Annotated in this window: 19 protein-coding genes; 10 read left to right on the top strand and 9 right to left on the bottom strand. The window is 74.2% G+C overall.

The genetic code is table 11. From position 1 onward, the window contains the following. Positions 1–117: 117 nt before the first annotated feature. The 7 genes from ACZ7JZ_RS25230 to ACZ7JZ_RS25200 form a co-directional block, all read right to left on the bottom strand. A complete protein-coding gene (locus ACZ7JZ_RS25230; protein WP_470943086.1) occupies positions 118–1,323 on the bottom strand; it encodes an acyl-CoA dehydrogenase family protein in 1,206 nt (401 codons plus the stop codon). Positions 1,324–1,325: 2 nt separating this feature from the next. Then, on the bottom strand, positions 1,326–1,838 hold the full coding sequence (locus ACZ7JZ_RS25225) for a MaoC family dehydratase (protein WP_470943084.1): 513 nt from the start codon (positions 1,836–1,838) through the stop codon (positions 1,326–1,328). A 5-nt stretch (positions 1,839–1,843) separates the two neighbouring features. Then, complete coding sequence (locus tag ACZ7JZ_RS25220; protein ID WP_470943083.1) at positions 1,844–2,818, bottom strand: HpcH/HpaI aldolase/citrate lyase family protein; 975 nt, start codon at positions 2,816–2,818, stop codon at positions 1,844–1,846. Then, the gene (locus ACZ7JZ_RS25215; protein ID WP_470943081.1) at positions 2,815–4,875 is read right to left on the bottom strand and encodes a protein meaA; all 2,061 of its coding nucleotides are present in this window, start codon (positions 4,873–4,875) and stop codon (positions 2,815–2,817) included. Before ACZ7JZ_RS25215 ends, ACZ7JZ_RS25220 begins: the two co-directional genes overlap by 4 nt. Before the next feature lie 30 nt (positions 4,876–4,905). Then, positions 4,906–6,243 (bottom strand): crotonyl-CoA carboxylase/reductase, encoded by a 1,338-nt coding sequence (ccrA, locus tag ACZ7JZ_RS25210; RefSeq protein WP_470943079.1) that lies wholly within the window; start codon positions 6,241–6,243, stop codon positions 4,906–4,908. Between the two features lie 443 nt (positions 6,244–6,686). Continuing rightward, a complete protein-coding gene (locus tag ACZ7JZ_RS25205) occupies positions 6,687–7,511 on the bottom strand; it encodes a TetR family transcriptional regulator (protein WP_470943077.1) in 825 nt (274 codons plus the stop codon). A gap of 151 nt (positions 7,512–7,662) precedes the next feature. Further along, the gene (locus ACZ7JZ_RS25200) at positions 7,663–9,471 is read right to left on the bottom strand and encodes a 3-hydroxyacyl-CoA dehydrogenase family protein (protein WP_470943076.1); all 1,809 of its coding nucleotides are present in this window, start codon (positions 9,469–9,471) and stop codon (positions 7,663–7,665) included. 682 nt (positions 9,472–10,153) lie between these two features. Between ACZ7JZ_RS25200 and ACZ7JZ_RS25195 the strand changes: the two genes are divergently transcribed. After that, complete coding sequence (locus ACZ7JZ_RS25195) at positions 10,154–10,702, top strand: HEAT repeat domain-containing protein (RefSeq protein ID WP_470943074.1); 549 nt, start codon at positions 10,154–10,156, stop codon at positions 10,700–10,702. A 225-nt stretch (positions 10,703–10,927) separates the two neighbouring features. Here ACZ7JZ_RS25195 and ACZ7JZ_RS25190 read toward each other — a convergent pair whose 3' ends face one another. After that, the gene (locus tag ACZ7JZ_RS25190; RefSeq protein ID WP_470943073.1) at positions 10,928–12,496 is read right to left on the bottom strand and encodes an alpha/beta hydrolase; all 1,569 of its coding nucleotides are present in this window, start codon (positions 12,494–12,496) and stop codon (positions 10,928–10,930) included. A 242-nt stretch (positions 12,497–12,738) separates the two neighbouring features. Here ACZ7JZ_RS25190 and ACZ7JZ_RS25185 point away from each other — a divergent pair, with 242 nt between their 5' ends. The 7 genes from ACZ7JZ_RS25185 to ACZ7JZ_RS25155 all read left to right on the top strand — a co-directional run bounded on the left by ACZ7JZ_RS25185 (position 12,739) and on the right by ACZ7JZ_RS25155 (position 21,486). Beyond that, positions 12,739–13,182, top strand: coding sequence for an SRPBCC family protein (locus ACZ7JZ_RS25185; protein ID WP_470943071.1), 444 nt, complete (start codon positions 12,739–12,741; stop codon positions 13,180–13,182). Positions 13,183–13,499: 317 nt separating this feature from the next. Further along, positions 13,500–14,333, top strand: a complete 834-nt coding sequence (locus ACZ7JZ_RS25180) for a M55 family metallopeptidase (RefSeq protein ID WP_470943069.1) — start codon at positions 13,500–13,502, stop codon at positions 14,331–14,333. After that, on the top strand, positions 14,326–15,687 hold the full coding sequence (locus ACZ7JZ_RS25175) for a M20/M25/M40 family metallo-hydrolase (RefSeq protein WP_470943067.1): 1,362 nt from the start codon (positions 14,326–14,328) through the stop codon (positions 15,685–15,687). Before ACZ7JZ_RS25180 ends, ACZ7JZ_RS25175 begins: the two co-directional genes overlap by 8 nt. Positions 15,688–15,782: 95 nt before the next feature. Continuing rightward, complete coding sequence (locus ACZ7JZ_RS25170; protein ID WP_470943065.1) at positions 15,783–17,735, top strand: S9 family peptidase; 1,953 nt, start codon at positions 15,783–15,785, stop codon at positions 17,733–17,735. A gap of 46 nt (positions 17,736–17,781) precedes the next feature. Beyond that, entirely contained in the window at positions 17,782–18,348 is a 567-nt protein-coding gene (locus ACZ7JZ_RS25165; protein WP_470943063.1) for a GNAT family N-acetyltransferase, read from the top strand. 4 nt (positions 18,349–18,352) lie between these two features. Beyond that, entirely contained in the window at positions 18,353–19,258 is a 906-nt protein-coding gene (locus ACZ7JZ_RS25160) for an arginase family protein (protein WP_470943061.1), read from the top strand. A gap of 110 nt (positions 19,259–19,368) precedes the next feature. Beyond that, positions 19,369–21,486 (top strand): DUF5107 domain-containing protein, encoded by a 2,118-nt coding sequence (locus ACZ7JZ_RS25155; protein ID WP_470943059.1) that lies wholly within the window; start codon positions 19,369–19,371, stop codon positions 21,484–21,486. 115 nt (positions 21,487–21,601) lie between these two features. Here the strand turns inward: ACZ7JZ_RS25155 and ACZ7JZ_RS25150 are convergent, their stop codons facing one another. Continuing rightward, on the bottom strand, positions 21,602–22,423 hold the full coding sequence (locus ACZ7JZ_RS25150) for a class I SAM-dependent methyltransferase (RefSeq protein WP_470943057.1): 822 nt from the start codon (positions 22,421–22,423) through the stop codon (positions 21,602–21,604). A gap of 305 nt (positions 22,424–22,728) precedes the next feature. On the opposite strand from ACZ7JZ_RS25150, the gene ACZ7JZ_RS25145 reads away from it, so the two are divergent. Continuing rightward, on the top strand, positions 22,729–23,286 hold the full coding sequence (locus tag ACZ7JZ_RS25145; protein WP_470943171.1) for a TIGR03086 family metal-binding protein: 558 nt from the start codon (positions 22,729–22,731) through the stop codon (positions 23,284–23,286). Between the two features lie 186 nt (positions 23,287–23,472). Beyond that, a complete protein-coding gene (locus ACZ7JZ_RS25140; RefSeq protein WP_470943055.1) occupies positions 23,473–24,690 on the top strand; it encodes an aminotransferase class I/II-fold pyridoxal phosphate-dependent enzyme in 1,218 nt (405 codons plus the stop codon). Positions 24,691–24,699 lie beyond the last annotated feature (9 nt).

The following is a 24,699-nucleotide window of genomic DNA, read 5'->3' as shown; positions in this document are numbered from 1 at the left end:
CTATCGGTTGCGCGCAACAACTGGGCAAGCCAGAAGCCGAGTCGGTGGCCCGAAGCCGGTGACAGGGTGTGACCCTTTTGCGACCAATCCGCGGACCTTCCGCCACAAAAGGGACTTTCAGCCCTGGAGTCGGTACTCCTCGAGCAGGCGTCGCCCAATGATCATTTTCTGGATCTCGGCGGTACCTTCACCGATCAGCAGCATCGGGGCCTCGCGGTAGAGGCGCTCGATCTCGTACTCCTTGGAGAACCCGTAACCGCCGTGGATCCGGAAGGCGTCCTCGACCACCTCCTTGCAGTATTCGGAGGCGAGGTACTTCGCCATCCCTGCTTCGAGGTCGTTTCGTTCCCCTGAGTCCTTTTTGCGTGCTGCGTTCACCATCATCGCATGAGCGGCCTCGACCTTGGTAGCCATCTCGGCGAGCTTGAACTGGATCGCCTGGTGCTGGGCGATCGGCTTGCCGAAAGTGTGACGTTGCTGGGCATACGAGACACCCAGTTCGAAAGCACGCTGAGCGACGCCGCAGCCACGGGCCGCCACGTTGACGCGGCCGACCTCCACGCCGTCCATCATTTGGTAAAACCCTCGGCCGGTCGTCCCGCCGAGGACCCGATTGGCCGGAATGCGCAGTCCGTCCATGATGAGTTCGGTCGTGTCGACGCCCTTGTAACCCATCTTGTCGATCTTGCCCGGGATGGTCAGGCCGGGGCGGACCTCGCCGAAGCCCGGCTCCTTCTCCACGAGGAAGGTCGTCATCGACTTGTGGGGGGCGCTGCCCTCGGGGAGACCTTCGTCACTCCGGCACAGGACGGCCACCAGAGTCGACGTGCCGCCGTTCGTCAGCCACATCTTCTGGCCGTTGAGGACGTACTCGTCTCCGTCCCTGACCGCCTTGGACGTGATCGCCGACACATCCGAGCCGAGCCCCGGCTCCGACATCGAGAAGGCGCCGCGGACCTCGCCCAGCGCCATGCGCGGCAGGAAGTGGTCCTTCTGCTCCTGCGTGCCGTGCTGCTTGAGCATGTACGCCACGATGAAGTGGGTGTTGATGATGCCCGAGACGGACATCCAGCCGCGGGCGATCTCCTCCACGCACAGCGCGTACGTGAGGAGGCTCTCGCCCAGGCCGCCGTACTCCTCCGGGATCATCAGCCCGAAGAGCCCGAGCTCCTTGAGCCCGTCGACGATCTGCTGCGGGTACTCGTCGCGGTGCTCCAGCTCGGTCGCGACCGGGATGATCTCCTTGTCGACGAACTCGCGGACGGTCTTGAGGATCTCCTGCTGGACGTCGGTCAGTCCGGCGGTCTGGGCGAGACGGGCCATGGCTACTTCACCTGCTCCTTGAGTTCCGGCCGGCCGGGCTGCTCGCCGCCGCGCTCCTTGATGTACGTCTCGGTCGGGACCATCACCTTGCGCCGGAAGACGCAGACGAGGGTGCCGTCCTGCTTGTAGCCCTTGGTCTCGACGTAGACGATCCCGCGGTCGTTCTTCGACTTCGAAGGGGTCTTGTCGAGGACCGTGGTCTCGCCGTAGACCGTGTCGCCGTGGAAGGTCGGCGCCACGTGCCGCAGCGACTCGATCTCCAGGTTGGCGATGGCCTTGCCGGAGACGTCCGGCACGGACATGCCGAGCAGCAGCGAGTAGATGTAGTTGCCCACCACCACGTTCTTGCCGAAGTCCGTGGTGTTCTCGGCGTAGTTCGCGTCCATGTGGAGCGGGTGGTGGTTCATGGTGAGGAGGCAGAAGAGGTGGTCGTCGTACTCCGTGACCGTCTTCCCGGGCCAGTGCTTGTATACGGCACCGACCTCGAACTCCTCGTACGTGCGTCCGAACTGCATGGGTCCTAGGCCTCCGGGATCTCGAACGTGGACGTCCGCTGCATGCCCGCGGCCCGGCCCTTGCCGGCGATGACCAGGGCCATCTTGCGGCTGGCCTCGTCGATCATCTCGTCGCCGAGCATCGCGGAGCCCTTCTTGCCGCCCGCCTCCGAGGTGCACCACTCGTAGGCGTCGAGGATCAGCTCGGCGTGGTCGTAGTCCGCCTGGGAGGGGGAGAAGACCTCGTTGGCCGCCTCGACCTGGCCCGGGTGCAGCACCCACTTGCCGTCGAAGCCCAGGGCCGCGGCGCGGCCGGCGACCTCGCGGTAGCCGTCGACGTTCTTGATCTGGAGGTAGGGGCCGTCGATCGCCTGGAGGTCGTTCGCGCGGGCCGCCATCAGGATCTTCATCAGGATGAAGTGGTACGCGTCCGCCGGGTAGCCGGGCGGCTGCTCGCCCACGACCAGGGACTTCATGTTGATGGAGGCCATGAAGTCGGCCGGGCCGAAGATGATCGTCTCCAGGCGGGGGGAGGCCTGGGCGATCGCGTTCACGTTGTTGAGGCCCGCGGCGTTCTCGATCTGGGCCTCGATGCCGATCTTGCCGACCTCGAAGCCCATGGTCTTCTCGATCTGGGTCAGCAGGAGGTCGAGCGCCACGACCTGCTCGGCGTTCTGCACCTTCGGCAGCATGATGCAGTCCAGGTTCTGCCCCGCGCCCTCGACCACCGTGACCACGTCCCGGTACGTCCAGTGGGTGGTCCAGTCGTTCACGCGTACGACCCGGGTCTTGCCGGTCCAGTCGCCCTCGTTCAGGAACTTGACGATGGTGTGCCGGGCCTCGGGCTTGGCCAGCGGGGCGCAGGCGTCCTCCAGGTCCAGGAAGACCTGGTCGGCCGGCAGGCCCTGGGCCTTCTCCAGGAAGCGCGGGTTGGAGCCGGGGACCGCCAGGCAGGAGCGGCGGGGCCGCAGGCGGTTGACCCGGGGGGAAGGCGTGGTCATGCGGGGACCTCCGTGTCGATCAGGGGGCTGAGCTTGTTCGCGGTGCGGATCTCGTCGACGATACGGCCGATGATCTCCGTGATGCCGAAGTCCTTGGGGGTGAACACCGCCGCCACCCCCGCGGCCTTGAGCGCTTCTGCATCGGCGTTCGGAATGATGCCCCCGACGATGACGGGGACCTCACCCGCCCCCGCCGCGCGCAGCCGCTCCAGGACGTCCGGGACCAGGGCGCTGTGGGAGCCGGAGAGGATCGACAGGCCCACGCAGTGCACGTCCTCGGCCAGGGCGGCCGAGGCGATCTGCTCGGGCGTGAGCCGGATCCCCTGGTAGACCACCTCGAACCCGGCGTCGCGGGCCCGCACGGCGATCTGCTCGGCGCCGTTGGAGTGCCCGTCCAGGCCGGGCTTGCCGACCAGCAGGCGCAGCCTGCCGGCGCCCAGCTCCTCGGCGGTGCGGGAGACCTTCGCGCGGACGGCCGCCATCGGCGTGCCCTCCTCGGCGGTCACCGCGACGGGTGCGGAGGAGACCCCGGTGGGGGCGCGGAACTCGCCGAAGACCTCGCGCAGCGCGCCCGCCCACTCGCCCGTGGTGACACCGGCCCTGGCGCACTCCAGGGTGGCCTCCATCAGGTTCTCCGTGCCCGCCGCGGCCTCCTTGAGGCGGTCCAGCGCCTGGCCGGCGGTCGGGAAGACGAAGGGGTCCCCGCCGCCCTGCCGGTCGGTGGACTCCTCGCGCTCGGCGCGCCAGCGGCCGATCCGCTCCACGGTCAGCGCCTCCACGGCCCCGTCCACGGTCATGATCGCGCCGTCGAGGTCGGAGGTGAGCGGGTTCTCCTCGGTCTGCTGGAAGCAGTTCACGCCGACGATCTTGTCCTCGCCGGCCTCGATCCGGGCGCGGCGCTCGGCGTGCGAGGCGACCAGCTGGGACTTGAGGTAGCCGGACTCGACGGCCGCCATCGCCCCGCCCATCTCCTGGATCCGCCCGATCTCGGCCAGGCACTCCGCCACCAGGGCGTCCACCTTGGCCTCGACCACGTGCGAGCCCGCGAAGATGTCCTCGTACTCCAGCAGGTCGCTCTCGTGGGCCAGCACCTGCTGGATGCGCAGCGACCACTGCTGGTCCCAGGGCCGGGGCAGGCCCAGCGCCTCGTTCCAGGCGGGCAGCTGCACGGCGCGGGCGCGGGCGTCCTTGGAGAGGGTGACCGCGAGCATCTCCAGGACGATCCGCTGGACGTTGTTCTCCGGCTGGGCCTCCGTCAGGCCGAGGGAGTTGACCTGGACGCCGTAGCGGAAGCGCCGCTGCTTGGCGTCCGCGATCCCGTACCGCTCCCGGGTGACCTGCTCCCAGATGCGGCCGAAGGCGCGCATCTTGCACATCTCCTCGATGAAGCGGACGCCCGCGTTCACGAAGAAGGAGATCCGGGCGACCACCTCGCCGAACCGCTCCTCGGGCACCTGCCCCGAGTCGCGGACCGAGTCCAGCACGGCGATCGCGGTGGACATCGCGTACGAGATCTCCTGGACCGGAGTGGCCCCCGCCTCCTGCAGGTGGTAGCTGCAGATGTTGATCGGGTTCCACTTCGGGATGTTGTTGACCGTGTACGCGATCATGTCCGTCGTCAGGCGGAGGCTCGGCCCGGGCGGGAAGACGTGCGTCCCGCGGGAGAGGTACTCCTTGACGATGTCGTTCTGCGTGGTGCCCTGGAGCCTGGAGATGTCGGCGCCCTGCTCCTCGGCGGCCACCTGGTAGAGCGCCAGCAGCCACATGGCGGTGGCGTTGATCGTCATCGAGGTGTTCATCTGCTCCAGGGGGATGTCCTGGAACAGCCGCCGCATGTCGCCCAGATGGGAGACGGGTACCCCGACGCGGCCCACCTCGCCGCGGGCGAGGACGTGGTCGGGGTCGTAGCCGGTCTGCGTGGGCAGGTCGAACGCGACCGACAGGCCGGTCTGGCCCTTGGCGAGGTTGCGGCGGTACAGCTCGTTGGACGCCTCGGCCGTGGAGTGGCCGGCGTACGTCCGCATGAGCCACGGACGGTCCTTCTGACGCTCTGTCATCTCAGGCGATCCTCTAGGGACTTCGTCGGGTCAGACGTTACGGAAGCGGTTGATGGCCTCGAGGTGTTCGGCGCGCATCTCGTGGTTGCGGACGCCCAGGCCCTCCTCGGGGGCCAGGCACAGGACGCCGACCTTGCCCTGGTGGGCGTTGCGGTGGACGTCGTGCGCGGCCTGGCCGGTCTCCTCGAGGGAGTACGTCTTGGAGAGGGTGGGGTGGATCTTGCCCTTGGCGATCAGGCGGTTGGCCTCCCAGGCCTCGCGGTAGTTCGCGAAGTGGGAGCCGACGATGCGCTTGAGGGACATCCACAGGTAGCGGTTGTCGTACTCGTGCATGTAGCCCGAGGTGGAGGCGCAGGTGGTGATGGTGCCGCCCTTGCGGGTGACGTAGACCGAGGCGCCGAAGGTCTCGCGGCCGGGGTGCTCGAAGACGATGTCGATGTCCTCGCCGCCGGTGAGCTCGCGGATCTTGGAGCCGAACCGCTTCCACTCCCGGGGGTCCTGGGTCTGCTCGTCCTTCCAGAACCGGTAGCCCTCGGCGTTGCGGTCGATGACCGCGTCGGCGCCCATCTTCCGGCAGATCTCCGCCTTCTCCGGGGAGGAGACCACGCAGATCGGGTTGGCGCCGCCGGCCAGGGCGAACTGGGTGGCGTACGAGCCGAGGCCGCCGCTGGCGCCCCAGATGAGCACGTTGTCGCCCTGCTTCATGCCGGCGCCGTTGCGGGAGACCAGCTGGCGGTAGGCGGTGGAGTTGACCAGGCCGGGGGAGGCGGCCTCCTCCCAGCTGAGGTGGCCCGGCTTGGGCATCAGCTGGTTGGACTTGACGAGCGCGATCTCCGCGAGCCCGCCGAAGTTGGTCTCGAAGCCCCAGATGCGCTGCTCGGGGTCGAGCATCGTGTCGTTGTGGCCGTCCGAGGACTCCAGCTCGACGGACAGGCAGTGCGCGACGACCTCGTCGCCGGGCTTCCAGCTGTTGACGCCGGGGCCGGTGCGCAGCACGACGCCCGCGAGGTCCGAGCCGATGATGTGGTACGGCAGGTCGTGGCGCTTGCTGAGGTCCGAGAGGCGCCCGTAGCGCTCCAGGAAGCTGAAGGTGGACACGGGCTCGAAGATCGAGGTCCACACCGAGTTGTAGTTGACCGAGGAGGCCATGACGGCCACCAGGGCCTCGCCCGGGCCCAGTTCGGGCAGCGGGACCTGGTCGAGGTGGAGGGACTTGCGCGGGTCCTTCTCGCGGGTGCTGAGCCCGGCGAACATCTCCGCCTCGTCCTTGTGCACGGTGATCGCGCGGTAGGAGTCGGGGAGCGGCAGGGCCGCGAAGTCCGCGGCCGTGGCCGACTGCGACTGGATCGCGTCGAGGATGTCCTTCACGGTGGTGCCTCCGGCGGTGAGCGTCGAGGGAAACGCTGGTCTGCGAAAGATGAGGGGTGCGGAGCGGAGCGGTGGTGCCGTAGCGGGTACGGGTGTGCCGTCGGTCCGGCGGTACGGGTGGTGCGCATGTGGTGGTGTGCGAGCGCTGTGGTGGGCGCGTTCTCGGCCTGGTGACGCAGGCCGTCCGGGGCGCGTCCGCGTGCGGGGTGGCACGGGCCGCGGGGACATCCGGACTGAGATCAACGTATGGCACCCCGTGTCACTCGGCAAGGCACTGCGTGCCAAAACTTTCTCTCATTTGCCGATTGACCTGCGCAGATGAGCGATGATCGATCAGTGTTACCCGCGAGTAGGGGCAAGCTGGACAAACGACAGCGGCCGCCCCCGTGACGGGGGCGGCCGCTGTGGTGCGTATCGCGTCCTGCTGCCGGTGGTCCGGCCGGCTACGTGTTCTTGAGGGCCTGCTCGATGGTCCGCATGACCTCGTCCAGCGGGGCGTCCGTACGGGCCACCGCCACCAGCACCTCGCCCTCGGTCCGCACCGCGGCCGGCGCGGGCTCCGGCGCGGCGGCCGCAGCCGCGGCGCCCAGGGTGCGCCCCGCCCCGATGCCGGTGCCGAAGGTCTTGCGCACGATCGAGAAGGCGTGGTCGAGCTGCGCCTCCACGTCCCCCTGCCCGCCGGCCCGCAGCCAGCGCCGCAGGACGTGGTTGTGGGCGGTCACGACGGCCGAGGCGGCCACCTCGGCCAGCAGCGGGTCGTCGTTGCCGTCGTGGTGGTCGGTCTCGTCGAAGTGGGCGAGCAGGTAGCGCGTGAACAGCCGCTCGTAGCGGGCCACCGAGGCGATCTCCCGCTCCCGCAGCGCCGGCACCTCGCGGGTGAGCCGGTAGCGCTCCACGGACACCGCCGGGGAGGCGGCGTACATCTTCATGACTTCCTTGATCCCGCGGCACACCGTGTCGAGCGGGTGCTCGTGGGCCGGGGCCGCGTCCAGCACCGCCTCGGCCCGGGTCAGGGTGTCGTCGTGGTCCGGGAAGATCGCCTCTTCCTTGGAGCGGAAGTGGCGGAAGAACGTACGGCGGGCCACGCCGGCGGTCGCGGCGATCTCGTCCACCGTCGTCGCCTCGTACCCCTTCGTCGCGAACAGCTCCATCGCGGCGGCGGCGAGCTCGCGGCGCATCTTCAGGCGCTGGGCGGCGGCGCGGGAACCCGCGGCGCTCTCCGGGGCCTCGGACGCGCCGGTACGGGTGATCTTGGCGGACTGGGACATAAGGCGAACGTACTGCATGTGCGCCGCGGCACGCGCCTGAGGGGGTGGATGCGGGGGAGGGCCCGCACTGGGCTCGGGAGGGTTTCCCCGCCGTGAGGGTGCGGCGGGGCCGAGCAGCCCTCCCCACGCATCCAGCTCGTGGGCGCCGGGATCAGCGCCGGGCGTACTCACGGAATCCGCGGCCGGTCTTCCGGCCCAGGCAGCCCGCCGCCACCAGGTGCTCCAGCAGCGGGGACGGGGCCAGGCCCGGGTCGCGGAACTCCTTGTGGAGCACCTTCTCGATGGCCAGCGAGACGTCGAGCCCGACCACGTCCAGCAGCTCGAACGGGCCCATCGGGTAGCCGCCGCCCAGCTTCATCGCCGCGTCGATCTCGTCGAGGCTCGCGTAGTGCTCCTCGACCATCTTGATGGCGTTGTTCAGGTACGGGAACAGCAGCGCGTTCACGATGAACCCGGCCCGGTCCCCGCAGTCCACCGCGTGCTTGCGCACCTTCGTGCAGACCTCGCGGACCGTGGCGTGCACGTCGTCGGCGGTCAGGACCGTGCGGACCACCTCGACCAGCTTCATCGCCGGGGCCGGGTTGAAGAAGTGCATGCCGATCACGTCCTGAGGGCGCGAGGTGGCGCGGGCGCAGGCGATCACCGGCAGCGAGGAGGTGGTCGTCGCCAGCACCGCGCCCGGCTTGCAGATCTTGTCCAGGGCCGCGAACAGCTCCTGCTTCACCGCGAGGTCCTCGGCCACGGCCTCCACGGCCAGGTCCACCTCCGCGAAGGCCTCCAGCGAACCGGCCGGGGAGATCCGGTCCAGGGTCGCCGCCCTGGCCTCCTCGGTCAGCCGGCCCCGCTCGACCTGGCGGCCCAGGGACTTGGCGACGGCGGCCTTGGCGGCCTCCGCCTTCTCCTGGCTGCGCCCGGCCAGCACGACCGCGTACCCCGCCTGCGCGAAGACCTGGGCGATCCCGCCGGCCATGGTGCCCGTACCGGCCACGCCGACCGAGGCGACGGTGCGGCCCGTGCCGCCCGTCCCGCCCGCCGCCGGGGTCAGGGCGTCGGCGACCACGGCGGGGCTGCCCGGGCCCTCGTACGTGTAGAAGCCGCGGCCCGACTTGCGGCCGGTCAGCCCCGCCTCGGCGAGGTGCCCGAGCACCGGGGCCGGGGCGTGCAGCCGGTCGCCGGAGGCGGCGTACATGGCCTCCAGGACGGTGCGGGCGGTGTCCACGCCGATCAGGTCGAGCAGCGCGAGCGGGCCCATCGGCAGCCCGCAGCCGAGCCGCATGGCCGCGTCGATGTCCTCGCGGGAGGCGTACTTCGCCTCGTACATGGCGGCGGCCTGGTTCAGGTAGCCGAACAGCAGGCCGTCCGCGACGAAGCCGGGGCGGTCGCCGGCCGTGACGGGCTCCTTGCCCAGGGCGCGGGCCAGGGTGTGCGCCGCCTCGACCACCGGCGGGGCCGTCAGCACCGAGGAGACGATCTCCACCAGCTTCATGGCCGGGGCCGGGTTGAAGAAGTGCAGGCCGATCACGCGCTCGGGGCGCAGGGACTCGGCGGCGAGCCGGGTGACGGACAGGGCGTTCGTACCGGTGGCCAGGACGGCGTCGGGGCGGACGATGGCGTCCAGCGCCGCGAACACCGCGCTCTTGAGGGCGTAGTCCTCCGGCACGACCTCGATCACCAGGTCGGCGTGGGCGGCGGCCTGGAGGTCGGTGAAGGTCCGCAGCCGCGACAGCACGTCCCGGCGCTCCTGCTCGGTGAGGCGCCCGCGGGCCACGGACCGGGCGGTGGCGGCCTCCAGGGAGGCCACCGTGCGGCGGCCGGCGTCCTCGCTGACGTCGATGCCGATGACCTCGCGGCCGGCGCGGGCCAGGACCTCGGCGATGCCGGAGCCCATGGTGCCGAGGCCGACGACGGCGATGGTGGTGAGGGAGGTGAGGGGACTGGGCGGAGTGGACTGACGGTCCATCGCGGGACTCCAGTGAGAGGGTGAAGGTGACGGCTGACGGCGCGGCACGGGGCGCGCGGGTCCGGGGCTGCTCGGGTACGCGGATGCGTGCGCAGCCGGATCGGGAGACGGGTACGCGGGTCACGCGGCGGTGCGAGGGGCGTACGGGGGCGCGCCCGGGAGTAACGGCGCACGGGGCCACGGCACACACGGGACCGGGCGCACGGCGCCGGAGCGTGGTGGGTGGCGTGGAGAGGTGAACGGCGGAGTGGCGGACGCGACGGGCTCTGTCCCGGAGCCGCGCCGATCGGACATGCCAGACCGGTGGTGCGTACTGCACGCCCGGGCGGCTGCGTCACCAGGCCGCGTCGGGCAGTCCGGTCCCCGGCCACTGTGGTGGCCCGGAGGACTCGTTGAGGGGAGATTAACCGCCCGGTAACCGGGACGCCAGGGGGCCGGTGCCGCGGATCCGTGTGATCTGCACCGCGGACCGACCGCCGGACCCTACGCTGACGGCGTGGACGAGCGGGGTAGTGAGGGCGGCGGGGGTTCCCGGGGCGACCGGGGCGGGCCGGAGGGCCAGGGTGGGCCGGACCGGCCTGGGGGGTCGGACCGGCCTGGCGGGTCGGATGGGTTGGGCGGGTGGGACGGGTCGGGCCGGCCGGGCGGGTCCGACGGGCCGGATGCGGTGCTGGGGCGGCGGGTGCGGGCCGAGGCGGCGGCGGACGGGGCGGCCGCGGCGGCGCGGTGCGCGCACCTGCTGGACGGGGCCGGCACCGAGGAGCTGGCGGCGGCGCTGACCGAGCCGGGGCAGCCGCTGTGGGCGCGGGAGGCGGCCGCCTTCCGGCTCGGGTGCGCGGGGGACCGGCGGGCCTTCGAGGCCCTCGTGCTGCTGCTCAACCACCGGGACCCGCCGCGGTGTGCGGCGGCCGCGCACGCGCTGGCGCGGCTCGGGGACCCGCGGACCGCGCGGGCGGCGGCCGCGCTGGCCGGCAACCGGCTGCGGACGGCCTACGCGCTGCACCCGGTGCGGTTGCTGGCGCAGTTGCGGGCGCCGGAGTCCGTGCCGGTGCTGGTGGCGACGCTGGGGCGGCTGTTGTCGCCGCACGAGCCGTACTGGCGGGTGGCGGTGGCCTGTGCGGAGGGGTTGGGGGCGTTGGGGGATTCGCGGGCGCGGGAGGTCCTGACCGCGGCCCAGTCGCACCCCCGCCTCGCCGAGGCCGCCACGGCGGCCCTCCACCGCCTCCCGTGACCCGGGGTCGGTCCGCTGCGCGGGGCCGTTTCCCCTACCCGCCCCTTCCCGAAACCGGGGCAAGCCCCGGACCCCGTTCCGTGCGCTCCGCGCCCGGTGCGCTCAATCGCCGCGCGGGCTTGATAGTGCCGCTGCGCGGCAAATCCAGCCCCGCCGGCGTTTGAGGCGCGGGGTCTGGGGCGGAGCCCCAGTTCGGGAAACGGCCCCGCGCAGCGGGACCCGGGGTCAGGGGCGGGGGCGGATGAGGCCGTGGAGGGCGGCCCCGCCCGCGGTGGGCGCCGCAGCCCGCGTCACCGGCACCGGCACCGGCTCCGGCAGCGCCGCACACCCCGCCCCGCCCCCGCCCGGCAGCACGCCCGTACCCAGATAGTCCGTCACGTACCGGTCCACGCAGGCGTTCCCGCTGAAGGACACCCCGTGGTTGCCGCCGCCCTCCTCCACCACCAGCGCCGACCCCGCCAGCTTCTCCCGCATGCGCACGGCCCCCTCGAACGGCGTCGCCGCGTCCTCCGTCGCCTGCACCAGCAGCACCGGCGGCACCTCGGTGTTCGCGACGTCCGGCGTCGCCAGCGGCCCCGTCTTCCAGAACGCGCACGGTGCGTTGTACCAGGCGTTGTTCCAGGCCATGAACGGCGCCTTCGCGTGCGTGGCCCACATGTCGCGCCGCCACACGTTCCAGTCCGCCGGCCACGCCGCGTCCCGGCACTGCACCGCGCTGTACACGCTGTAGCTGTTGCCCGCCGCCGGGTCCACCGCCCCGAACCGCCCGTACGCGGCCGCCAGCGGCTCCGGGTCCCCCTTGACCGCGTACGCGGCGAAGGCCTCCGCGAGCTGCGGCCAGTACCCGTTGAAGTAGCTGCCCGGCATGAAGGTGTCCTCCAGCTCGGCCGGGCCGACCCGGCCGCCCGCCGGGCGCCCGCCCAGCTCCTTGCGCATCCGGTACCAGGCCCGCTCCACCCGGTGCGGGTCGGTGCCGAGCCCGTACGCCGCATCGTGCCGGGCCACCCAGGCGAGGAAGGCCTTGTGGCGGGCGTCGAAGGCGAGGTCCTGGGCCAGGTTGGCCCGGTACCAGACCCCGGAGGGGTCGACCACGGAGTCCAGCACCATCCGCCGCACCCGCTCCGGGAACAGCTTCGCGTACACCGCGCCGAGGAAGGTCCCGTACGAGTACCCGAAGTAGCTGATCCGCGGGGCGCCCAGGGCCTGCCGGAGCAGCTCCATGTCACGCGCCGCGCTGACGGTGTCGATGTACGGCAGGACGTCCCCGTACTGCTTCTGGCACTCCTCGGCGAAGGCCCGCACCCGGTCCAGGTTCGCCTGCTCCAGCGCCCAGGTCCGCGGCACCGGGTCCGGCCGGACCGCCTCGAAGTGGCCCTTGGCGCAGTTGAGCGCCGGCTCGCTCCTGCCCACCCCGCGCGGGTCGAAGCCGATCACGTCGTACTGCGCGGCCACCTGCTTCGGCAGCGACGAGGCCACGTACCCGGCGAGGCTGCGCCCGCTGCCGCCCGGCCCGCCGGGGTTGACCAGCAGCGGGCCCTGGGACTTCGCCGCGGTGTGCGGGACGCGGGTGAGCGCGAGGGAGATCCGGCGGCCCCCGGGCCGGGCGTGGTCCAGCGGCACGGACAGCGCGGCGCACTGGAGGCTCGGGTACCGGGACGTCGCGCAGCCCTTCCACACGAGCGGCGCCGCCGCCCGGCCGCCCGCCTCCGCCGCGGCCGCCCCGGCGGGAACGGCGGTGACCGTCCCCGCCAGCACGGTGGCGAGGGACAACAGGACTGCTGCACGCTTCTTCACGGGGCCTCCCAGCCGCTGGGGTCTGGGCGGAATCGTCCCGGATGCGGAGGACGGAACGGGGGAATTGTGCGGACTATTGGCCCGATTTGATGATGCTTCCGTACTCCTTCCCGCCCGGCGGCTCCCGGGGGGCTCCCGGATCGCCCCCTGCCGGGGACCCGGATTTGGGCCGCCGTGCCGGAGGTGGTTGGCTTGCCGCCGACCCCCGAAGTCGAGTGTTCACACGTGCTGGAGGAACAGGTATGGCGCAGGTCGAGGCCACCACGGAGCGGATCATCGCGGCCGACGCGGAGACCGTGTTCGACGCGCTCGCGGACTACACCGGCACCCGCTCCAAGGTGCTGCCCGAGCACTTCAGCGAGTACGAGGTGCGCGAGGGCGGCGACGGCGAGGGGACCCTCGTCCACTGGAAGCTGCAGGCCACCAGCAAGCGGATCCGCGACTGCCTGCTGGAGGTCACCGAGCCCACCGACGGGCAGCTCGTCGAGAAGGACCGCAACTCCTCGATGGTGACGACCTGGACGGTCACCCCGGCCGGCGAGGGCAAGTCCCGCGCCGTGGTCTCCACCGTGTGGAACGGCGCCGGCGGCATCGGCGGCTTCTTCGAGCGGACCTTCGCGCCCAAGGGCCTCGCCCGGATCTACGACGCGCTGCTGGACAAGCTGGCCGCCGAAGTGGAGAAGTGACGCGTCACCGGATCGGGTGGTTCGGGCGCAGGGCCGGGCGGGCACCCGCCCCCGCCCGGGCCTGAACCCGCCCCCGCCCGGGCCTGAACCCGCCCCCGCCCCGGCCTGAACCCGCCCGCGTCGCCCGTGCGCACCCTTCGTACGCCTGTGCGCGCCCCCGTGCCCCCCGTACCCCCGCGTGCACTCCCGCGCACCCCCGCGTTCCCCCGCCGCCCCGCGCGGCCGGGCGCGCTGCCGGGCCGCGCGGGGCGGCACGGCCTAGGGTGAAGGCGCCGCCCGCGGCCGCGGGCGGACGTCCCGGACCGCACGGGGGCCCGATGAAGATCCTCATCTCCGCCGACATGGAGGGCGCGACCGGGGTGACCTGGCCGGCCGACGTGCTGCCCGGCACCCCGCAGTGGGAGCGCTGCCGGGCCATGTTCACCTCGGACGTGAACGCCGCCGTCCTCGGCTTCTTCGACGGCGGCGCCGACGAGGTCCTGGTCAACGAGGCGCACTGGACCATGCGCAACCTGCTCCTGGAGCAGCTCGACGAGCGGGTCGAGATGCTGACCGGCCGCCACAAGTCCCTCTCCATGGTCGAGGGGGTGCAGCACGGGGACGTGGACGGGATCGCCTTCGTCGGCTACCACACCGGCGCCGGGGCCGAGGGGGTACTCGCCCACACCTACCTCGCCAACTCCATCACCGGGGTCTGGCTCAACGGCGAGCGCGCCAGCGAGGGGCTGCTCAACGCCCGCGTGGTCGCCGAGTACGGGGTCCCGGTGGTCCTCGTCACCGGCGACGACCTGACCTGCGACGACGCCCGCGGCTACGCGCCCCGCGCCCGTACCGTCGCCGTCAAGGACCACGTCTCGCGGTACGCCGCCGTCTGCCGCCCGCCCGCGCGGACCGCCGCCGAGATCCGGTCCGCGGCCGAGGAGGCCGCGGCCCTCGCGGTCCGTCACGAGCCGGTGCAGGGCGGCCCGTTCGGCTTCGTCCTGGAGTTCGACGCCGAGCACCTCGCCGCCGCGGCCACCGTCGTCCCCGGGGTGGAGCGCACGGGGGAGCGGCGGATCTCGTACACCAGCGGGGCGATGTACGAGGGGATCCGGACGTTCAAGGCGGTCACCACGATCGTCTCGGCGGCCGTGGAGGAGCAGTATGGCTGATATGCATTCTCTTGAGACCGAAACCCTTTCGCCCGGGACCGTCGACGCCACGGCCCTCGACGAGGCGGTGCAGTTCACCTCGGACCTGATCCGCATCGACACCACCAACCGCGGCGGCGGCGACTGCCGCGAGCGCCCCGCCGCCGAGTACGTGGCCGAACGCCTCGCGCAGGCCGGGCTGGAGCCCGTGCTCCTGGAGCGCACCCCGGGCCGCACCAACGTCGTCGCCCGCATCGAGGGCACCGACCCCGGGGCCGACGCCCTGCTCGTCCACGGCCACCTCGACGTGGTCCCCGCCGAGGCCGCCGACTGGAGCGTGCACCCCTTCTCGGGCGAGGTGCGCGACGGCGTGGTCTGGGGCCGGGGCGCCGTGGACATGAAGGACATGGACGCGATGGTCCTGTCCGTCGTACGGGCCTGGGCCCGCTCCGGGGTCCGCCCCCGCCGCGACATCGTGATCGCGTACACCGCCGACGAGGAGGACAGCGCCGTCGACGGCTCGGGCTTCCTCGCCGACCACCACCCGGAGCTCTTCGAGGGCTGTACGGAGGGCCTGAGCGAATCCGGCGCCTTCACCGTCCACCCCGCCCCGGGCCGCGCCCTGTACCCGATCGCCGCCGGCGAGCGCGGCACCGCCTGGCTGAAGCTGACCGCGCACGGCACCGCCGGCCACGGCTCCAAGCCCAACCGCGCCAACGCCGTCAGCCGGCTCGCCGGTGCCGTGTCCCGCATCGGGGAGCACGAGTGGCCCGTCCGGTACACCCCCACCGTCCGCGCCGCACTGCGCGCCCTCGGCTCCGTGTACGGGCTGGCCGCCGACCCCGACGACCCGGGCTTCGACCTCGACGCCTTCCTCGCGGCCCTCGGCCCCGCCGCGGCCCTGGTCGAGGCCACCGTCCGCAACAGCGCCAACCCGACCATGCTGGAGGCCGGGTACAAGCTCAACGTGATCCCCGGCCGGGCCACCGCCCACGTCGACGGGCGGGTCCTGCCCGGCGGCGAGGAGGAGTTCCGCACCACCCTCGACGCCCTGACCGGCCCGGACGTGGACTGGGAGTACCACCACCGCGAGGTGGCCCTGGAGGCCCCCGTCGACTCGCGGACGTACGCCGTGCTGCGCTCCTCGGTGGAGCGCTTCGACCCCGACGGCCACGTGGTGCCGTTCTGCATGGCGGGCGGCACCGACGCCAAGCAGTTCTCCCGGCTCGGGATCACCGGCTACGGGTTCTCGCCGCTGAAGCTCCCGCCCGGCTTCGACTACTGGTCGCTCTTCCACGGGGTGGACGAGCGGGTGCCCGTCGAGGCCCTGCACTTCGGGGTCAGGGTGCTCGACCACGCGCTGCGCACGCTGTAGGGCGGCCGCGGTCCACGGGGCGGCGGGCGGCGGAATCCGGCATTCGGTATCGGCAAGTGCTATTCGGCATACGGCATTCGGGAAGGGGACGCGGGATGGTGTCCACGGGACCGTACGGCAGCTGGCCCTCGCCGATCGGCGCCGGGCTCGCGGCGGGCCGCGACGGCCGGCCCGAGTACCTCGGCGCGGTCGGCGGGGAGCTGTGGTGGACCGAGCCCCGGCCCGCCGAGGACGGCCGCCGCGCCCTCGTGCGGGTCCGGGCCGACGGCACGGAGGAGACCGTGCTGCCCGCCCCGTGGAACGTCCGCAGCAGGGTGGTCGAGTACGGCGGCCGGCCCTGGGCGGCACTGGCCCGCGGGGACGGCGCCGGGCCGCTCGTCCTCTTCGTGCACTACGCCGACCAGCGGCTGTACGCGTACGAGCCCGCGGCCGGTACGGGACCCCGCCCGCTGACCCCCGAGGGCGGCGGGCTGCGCTGGGCCGACCCCGTGATCCGGCCCGCACCCGGCGAGGCCTGGTGCGTACTGGAGGAGTCCACCGGCCCCGCGCCCACCGACGTGCGCCGCGTGCTGGCCGCCGTCCCCCTGGACGGATCGGCCGCCCGGGACCGGTCCGCGGTGCGGGAGCTCACCGGAGACGGGCACCGCTTCACCACCGGGGTGCGGCTCTCCCCGGACGGGACGCGGGCCGCCTGGCTGGTCTGGGACCACCCCCGGATGCCCTGGGACGGCAGCGAGCTGAAGGTGGCCCGGGTGACGCCCGGGGGCGGGCTCGCCGGGCCGCGGACCGTGCTCGGCGGCCCCGCGGAGTCCGTGGCGCAGGCGGACTGGGCGGCCGACGGCAGCCTGCTCGCCGTCACCGACCGCACCGGCTGGTGGAACCTCCACCGCGTGGACCCGGACACCGGCGGCGCCGTCAACCTCTGCCCGCGGGAGGAGGAGTTCGGCGGTGCGCTGTGGAAGACCGGCCTGAGCTGGTTCGCCCCGCTGGACGACGGGCTCGTCGCCGTGCTCCACGGGCGCGGCGCCACCCTCCTCGGAATCCTCGACCCCGCCACCGGCGACCTGGTCGACGCACCCGGACCCTGGACCTCCTGGCAGCCCGCCCTCGCGGTGCGCGGCACCCGGGTGGCGGGGGTCGCGGCCAGCCCGCGCAGCGCCTGCGAGGTGGTCGAACTGGACACGGCCACCGGCCACGCCCGGGTCGCGGGCGCGCACCGGGCGGACCCGGTCGACCCGGTGTACTACCCCGAGCCCCAGACCCGCACCTTCACCGGACCCGACGACCGGGAGATCCACGCGCACGTCTACCCGCCCCACCACCCCGGGTGGGCGGCCCCCGCCGACGAGCTCCCGCCGTACGTCGTGTGGGCGCACGGCGGACCCACCTCCCACGTGGAAGCCGTACTCGACCTGTCCATCGCCTACTTCACCTCCCGGGGGATCGGGGTGGCCGAGGTCAACTACGGCGGGTCCACGGGGTACGGGCGGGCCTACCGGGAGCGGCTGCGCGAGCAGTGGGGCGTGGTGGACGTGGAGGACTGCGCGGCCGTGGCGCGCGCGCTGGCCTCCGAGGGCACCGCCGACCCCGCGCGGCTCGCGGTCCGCGGCGGCAGCGCCGGCGGCTGGACCGCGGCCGCCTCGCTCGCCGCCACCGGGCTGTACGCCTGCGGGACGGTGATCTACCCGGTGCTGGACGCGGCCGCCATCGCGGCGGAGACCCACGACTTTGAATCGCGCTACCTCTCCGGCCTGGCCGCCCGCGGCGAGGACCGCTCGCCGCTGGCCGGGGCCGAGCGCATCACCGCCCCCTTCCTGCTCCTCCAGGGGCTCGACGACGCCGTCTGCCCGCCCGCCCAGGCCGAGCGCCTCCTCGCCCGGATGGCCGGCCGCGGGGTCCCGCACGCCTACCTCGCCTTCGAGGGCGAGGGGCACGGCTTCCGGCGCGCGGACACCATGGTCCGGGCCCTGGAGGCCGAACTCGCGCTGTACGCACGGGCCTTCGGCTTCGAGCGGGAAGACCTGGCGCCCCTGGAGCTGAGGACGTGACGGGGCGCGGCGGCGGACGGGCGGGGTCCGGGGTTAGCGTGGCCGCATGAGCGAAGAACGCGAACCTGGAGCGGCGTACGTCAGGACCGGCGCCCGCGTGGGGCTGCGGCCCTACCGGGCCGCCGACGGGCCGGAGTTCACCGCCCGCGCCCGCGAGAGCAGGCAGCTGCACCGCCCCTGGCTGTTCCCGCCCGACACCCTGCACGCGTACGGGGAGTACGCGGCCCGGCTGACGGGCGCGGCGGCGGAGTCCGGCCGGACCGGCTACCTGGTCTGCGAGCTCGACGGCGGCGGCATCGCCGGGTTCGTGAACGTGAACAACATCGTCCACGGCGCCTTCCGCTGCGGGGCCCTCGGCTACGGCGCGTTCGCCCACGCGGCCGGGCGCGGGCTGATGTCCGAGGCGCTGGACCTGGTCCTCGCCGAATGCTTCGGGCCGCTCGGCCTGCACCGCCTGGAGGCCAACGTCCAGCCGGGCAACACCGCTTCGATCGCCCTGGTCCGCGGACGGGGCTTCCGGCTGGAGGGGTTCTCACCGGACTTCCTGTACGTCGACGGCGCCTGGCGCGACCACGAGCGCTGGGCCGTCACCGCCCCGCCCGCGGGAGGATGATCCGGTGCACCGGTTCGTCCTGATCGACGCCCCGTCCAACCTGGGGCTGCGGCCCCCGGCCCCCGGCACCGTCCCCGGCTGCCACAAACTCGCCACGGCCCTGCGCGAAGAGGGCCTGCTCGCCCGCCTCGGCGCCGTGGAGGGCGGCGCGGTGGTCCCGCCCCGCTACGACCGCGGGCACTGGCGGGAGGGCGACGGGGTCTTCCACGCCGAGGCCATCGCGGCGTACACCGTCCGCCTCGCCGACCGCATCCAACGGCACCTGGAGAAGGGGGAGTTCCCCGTGGTCCTCGGCGGGGACTGCTCCATCCAGCTCGGCGCCTCGCTGGCCATGCGCCGCCTGGGCCGGTACGGGCTCGCCGCCCTCGACGGCTCGGCGGACTTCCGCCACCCCGGCAACGAGAAGGCCAACGGGCCCGTCGGGGCCGCCGCCGGAGAGGAGCTCGCCCTCGCCACCGGCCGCGGACAGGACCTGCTCACCGACCTCGAAGGGCTGCGGCCCTACCTGCGCGAGGAGGACGTGCGCCTCTTCGGGATCCGCGACGCCGACGGGGACCTGCCCGAGCTCGCGCAGGCCGGCATCGCCGCGGCCACGGTCGGCGCGATCCGCACCCGCGGCCCGCAGGCCGCCGCCCGCGAGGCCCTGGCCGCCTTCCGGGACTCCGGCACCCGGGGCTTCTGGGTGCACCTGGACGCGGACGTGCTCGACCCCTCGGTCATGCCCGCCGTGGACTCGCCCGAGCCCGACGGCCTGCTGCCCGGCGAACTCACCGAACTGCTGCTGACGCTGGCCGCCTCACCCCGGTGCGCCGGGGTGAACGTCACCGTCTACGACCCCGACCTCGACCCCGGGGGCGCCGCCGGCCGGCTCCTCGCCGACGTCCTCGTGGCGGCCTTTGCGCAATCCTGACCCGGTGTGGTCCGCGGGACCCCTGTTCTTCGGCCGCCGTGGCGTGTTCCATTCCCCTGGGGGCGCGCGCACCCCGCACCGCCCCGGCGAGAAGGGGAGGTCTCCTTGCCATGACCGCCACCAGCATCCGTCGCGCCGTACTCACCCTGCCCGCAGCCCCGTTGGGCGCCGAGAACCCGCTGCCCGCCCTCCGCGCCCCCGAGGTCCCGCCGGGCTCCGCCCCCGGCCCGCACGGACCGGGCCCGCATGCGCCCGGCGCGCCGCACCCGGGTGCGCGGCCCGCCGGCATGTGGAGCCGCGGCCTGCCCGGCCCCGCCGCCGGGCAGGCGCTGCCCCGCGACATGGCCCGCCAGCTCGGCCACGCCCCGCTGCGCAGCCTCCTGCCCGTCCGCGTCCTCGACGGGTACGGAAGACAGCGCATCGAGCGCGGGTTCGAGGCCGTCGTCATCGAGAACGCCTACTTACGCGCCACCGTCCTCCCGGAACTCGGGGGCCGCGTGGTCTCCCTGGTCGACAAGGCCCCCGGAAGCGCGGCAAGTTCGCCGCCCGCCGCCGGGGACCGGCCGGCCGAACGCGAACTGCTGTACCGCAACCCGGTGTTCCAGCCCGCGGCCTTCGCACTGAACGGCGCCTGGTTCTCCGGCGGCATCGAGTGGAACACCGGCGCCACCGGCCACTCCGCCCTGTCCTGCGCCCCGCTGCACGCCGCCGTGGTGACCGCTCCGGACGGCGGGGTGATGCTGCGGCTGTGGGAGTGGGAGCGGCTGCGCGACCTGCCCTTCCAGGTGGACCTGTGGCTGCCCGCGGACTCCCGCCACCTGTACGCCGGGATCCGCGTCCGCAACCCCCACGAGCGCCCCGCCCCCGTCTACTGGTGGTCCAGCGCCGCGGTGCCCGAGGCCCCCGGCACCCGCGTCCTCGCCCCGGCCGACGAGGCCTGGCACCTCGACGGCGCCCGGACCCTGCGGCGGATCCCCTTCCCCGGCGGTACCGGGCGCGCCGATCCCACGTACCCCCTGAACGCCGCCCGGCCCGCCGACTGGTTCTACGAGCTGCCCGAGGGCGCCCGCCCGTGGATCGCCGCCCTCGACACCTCCGGGTACGGGCTCGTCCAGACCTCCACCGAACGGCTGCGCGGGCGCAAGCTGTTCGTCTGGGGCACGGGCCCCGGCGGACGCCGCTGGCAGGAGTGGCTGACCGAGCCCGGCACCCCCGGGTACGCCGAGGTCCAGGCCGGGCTCGCCCGTACCCAGCTGGAGCACGTCCCGCTGGCGGCGGGCGCCGAGTTCAGCTGGCTGGAGGCGTACGGGCCGCTCGCCGCCGACCCCGCCGCCGTCCACGGACCCGACTGGGAGGCGGCCCGCGCCGGGGCCGCCGCACGGCTCGCCGCCGACCTGCCGCGCGAGCGCGTGGACGCCGCCTACGCCGCCTGGCTGCCGTACGCCGACGCCGAACCGGGGGAGCGGCTGGCCCGGGGCTCCGGCTGGGGCGCGCTGGAGGTGCTGCGCGCCGGTCACAAACTGCCCGGCACCCCCTTCGAGGAGGCCGGGCTGGAGGAAGTCCAGGCGCCCTGGGTGGAGTTGTACCGCACCGGGGTGTTCCCCGCCCCGGCGGCCCCCGCGCCGCCCGGGCCCAGCCTGGTGGCCGTGCACTGGCGGGACATGCTGGAGACCGCGCCCGCCGACCCGCTCACCGAGTACCACCTCGGCGTGGCCCAGTGGCACGCCGGCGACGTGGCGCAGGCCGTGCGCAGCTGGGAGCGCGGACTGCCCCTGGCCCCGGCCCGCTGGCCCCTGCTGCGCTGCCTGGCCGTGGCCGACGAGCTCGCCGGACACACCGAGCGGGCCGCCGACCGCTTCGGGGAGGCCTTCGCCGACCTGTGCGCGCACGGCGGTGACGGGCCCGTCTGGGAGGCGGCGGAAGCCGCGCTGGGCCGGGAGGCCCTGTCCGCACTGCTGGCCGCCCGGCGCCCGGCGGCGGCCCGCTCGGTCTGGGAGGCGCTGCGGCCCGCCCTGCGGGAGCGGGGCCGCTTCCGGCTGCTGGCCGCCCGCCTCCTGGTGGCCGAGGGGCACGTGGCCGCGGCCCGGCGGGTGTTCGAGGACGGCTTCGAGGTGGCGGACCTGAGGGAGGGGGAGGAGGTGCTCGGCGAGGTCTGGTCCGAGCTCTCGGCAGGCCCGCTGCCGCTTCCGTACGACTTCAGGATGAGGCCGGGGGAGGGCGGGGACTGAGGGGAGGGGTCGGGCCGGAGGGGGTGGGGCTGCCCCTTCCGGGTTCCGGGGGTCCGCAGCGCCGGGCCGGGTCGCGCCTGCTGCCCGGCCCCGCGGACCCTGCGCCCGCTCGCGGTCAGGCGCGGCACAGGACCTCGCCGTGGGGGACCGAGAACCAGCCGTCCGGGTCCGCGCCCCAGGCCCGCCAGGCCCCGGCGATCCGCTCCAGGTCCCCGGGCCCGGCGTGGCCGCCGGACACGGCCTTCTCCGCGTACGCCGAACGGGTGGTCCGGTCCGCCCACAGGCTGCTCCACCAGGCCCGCTCCTCCGCGGTGGCGAAGCACCACACCGTCGAGGAGCAGGAGACCCCGGTGAACCCGGCCGCGCGGGCCCAGGCGTGCAGCCGCCGCCCGGCGTCCGGTTCGCCGCCGTGCGCCCGCGCCACGCGGCCGTACAGGTCCTGCCACTCCTCCAGGACCGGGGCCTGCGGGTACCAGGTCATGGCGGCGTAGTCCGCGTCCCGCGCGGCGACGATCCCGCCCGGCCGGCACACCCGGCGCATCTCGCGCAGCGCCTGCACCGGGTCGCCCACGTGCTGCAGCACCTGGTGCGCGTGGACCACGTCGAACGAGTCGTCCGGGAAGTCCAGCGCGTGGACGTCGGCCACGGCGAACCGGATCCCGGTCAGCCCCCGCTCGCGGGCGTACGCGCGGGCCTCGTCCACGATCCCGGCCGCGTGGTCCACCGCGGTCACGGGGCCGGGCGCGACCCGCTCGGCCAGGTCGGCGGTGATGGTGCCCGGCCCGCAGCCGACGTCCAGCACGCTCAGCCCCGGGCGCAGCTCGGGCAGCAGGTACGCCGCGGAGTTCGCGGCCGTGCGCCAGCGGTGGGAGCGCAGGACCGACTCGTGGTGCCCGTGGGTGTAGACGGCGGTCTCGCGGTGCGCGGCGGCGGTCATGGCGGCAGCTCCCTCATCGTCGGGCCCGGGCCCGGCTGGTCCGGCTCGTTCACCACGGTAGGCGATCGTGTCGAAATCTGAGATAGGTGTTTTGACATATGGACACACTGCTTGCGCTGCAAGGGGGTTGGGGGAAGCGGTGGCGGGGGAATCGGGGTGCGAGGACAGTGGAACGCGAGGGGCGCGGGCGGAAGAGGACGGTGGGACCCGTGTCAGACACAGCAGCAGGAGCGGGAAGCGCAGCCGGCGGCGCGGAGGCGGCGGACGGCGGAGGCGGTGGCGGTGGGGCGCGGACGCCTGGCCTCCTGGAGGCGCACGCCGAGGCGCTCGCGCTCTTCGGCGGGCTCGTGCACTCCGTGGCCGGGGAGCAGTGGCGCGGCCCGACCCCCTGCACCGACTGGACCGTCCGCGACCTGGTCAACCACGTCACCGGCGAGCAGCTCTGGGTGCCCCCGCTGGTCGCCGAGGGCCGTACGGTCGCCGAGGTGGGCGACGCCCTCTCCGGCGACCTGCTCGGCGCGGACCCGGCCGCGGCCTGGGACCGCGCCGCCGCGCTCGCCGCGGCCGCGTTCGCGGCCCCGGGGGCCCTGGACCGCACGGTCCGGCTCTCGTACGGGCCCGCACGGGGCTCGGCCTACTGCTCGGAACTGACGGCGGACGTGGTCGTGCACGCCTGGGACCTGGCCCGCGGACTCGGCGCCGACGACCGGCTGCCGCCCGCGCTGGTCGAGTTCTCCCTCAAGGAGGTCATGCCGTACGCCGACGGGCTGGCCGCCAGCGGGATGTACGCGGAGCCGCTGGAGGTGCCCGCGGGCGCCGATGCGCAGACCCGGCTGCTGGCGCTGCTCGGGCGCAGGGGCTGAGCGCTGAGCGGGTGCGCACCCGTCGCGCGGGGGCCGTCGGCCGTCCCGCCCGCCCGGCGGCCGGCCCGTGCGGCGAGGGATGACCCGAAGAGACGCAGGGAAAAGCGGGCGGATTATCACTTTTATCCGTATAAAGGGGCAGTGGACTTCTCGGGCAGGCCGGCAGAACGGGCGGTGGTGGGGAACATGCGGCGGACGGCGCCCGAGGGCCGCGGCCCGGTCCGCTACACCCCGCCCGCCCCCGACACCGGCCTGCCCGTCCTGCCCGGCCTGGCCGCCGTACTCGCCGCCGCGGCCGAGCGGACCGGCCCCGAGCCCCCGGGCGGCGCCCCCGCCCTGCGCGCGGCCGCGGCCGGCTACTGGGAGCGCCGCGGCCTCGCCACGGACCCGGACCGGGTGGCAGCGGCCCCCGGGGCCCCGCCCCTGCTGCTGGCCCTGCTCGCCGCGCACGGCGGGGACGTGCTGCTGCCCCGCCCCTGTCCCGCCTGGTGGACACCGCAGATCCGGCTGCTGGGACAGCGGGCCTACCACGTGCCGACCCCCGCCGAATGCGGCGGCGTCCCCGATCCGTACGCGCTGCTGGAGACCGTACGGCGGGTCCGCGCCGAGGGCGGCGACCCGCGGGTGCTGCTGCTCAGCGTGGCCGACGACCCGACGGCCACCGCCGCCCCGCCCGAACTGCTCCGGGAGGCCTGCGAGGCCGCCGTGTTCGAGGGCCTGGCCGTGGTCAGCGACGAGACCTGGCGCGACACCCGGCACCGGCCCCACGAGACCGTGGTGATCAGCCCGGCCGAGATGTGCCCCGAGGAGGTGACCGTCCTCGCCGACCTCTCCGGCTCCCTGCTGCCCCCGGGCTGGCCCGCCGCCGTCGCCCGCTTCCCCGGCACCGCCCGGGGCGAGGGGCTGCGGGCCCGGACCCTGGACGTGCTGACCGCCACCGGCGCGGTGCCCGCCGGACCCGTCTGCGCCGCCGCCGCGCACGCGCTGGGCGAACCCGAGCCGGTCGCGGGCCGGGCCCGCGCCGCCGCCGCGCTGCACGGCCGCATCGCCCGGGCCGCACACGGGGTCCTGCTGGGCGCCGGGGCCCTGGCCCGGCCCCCCGTGGCGGGCCGCCACCTGTACGCCGACCTGGGCCCGCTGCGCGGGGGACTGGGCCGGCGCGGGGTCGGCGACGCCCTGGAGCTGGAGGAGTACCTCGGGACCCGGCTGGGGCGGCCCGTCCCCGGGGGCCAGCGGTTCGCGGACGAGGCCGTGGCCCTGCGGGTCCGGCTCGCCACCGGCCCCCTGCTCGGCGACACCCCGCAGGACCGGCTGGCGGCCCTCGCCGCCCCCGACCCGGTGGCCCTGCCGCACGTGGCCCGCGCCCTGCGCACCCTCGCCGAGGCCCTCGACGAACTGGGCTGAACCGGGCCG

Source organism: Streptomyces sp. NPDC038213, from assembly GCF_055600495.1.
Note: the sequence above shows the minus strand (reverse complement) of the source record. Positions and strands in the feature narration are given on the sequence as shown.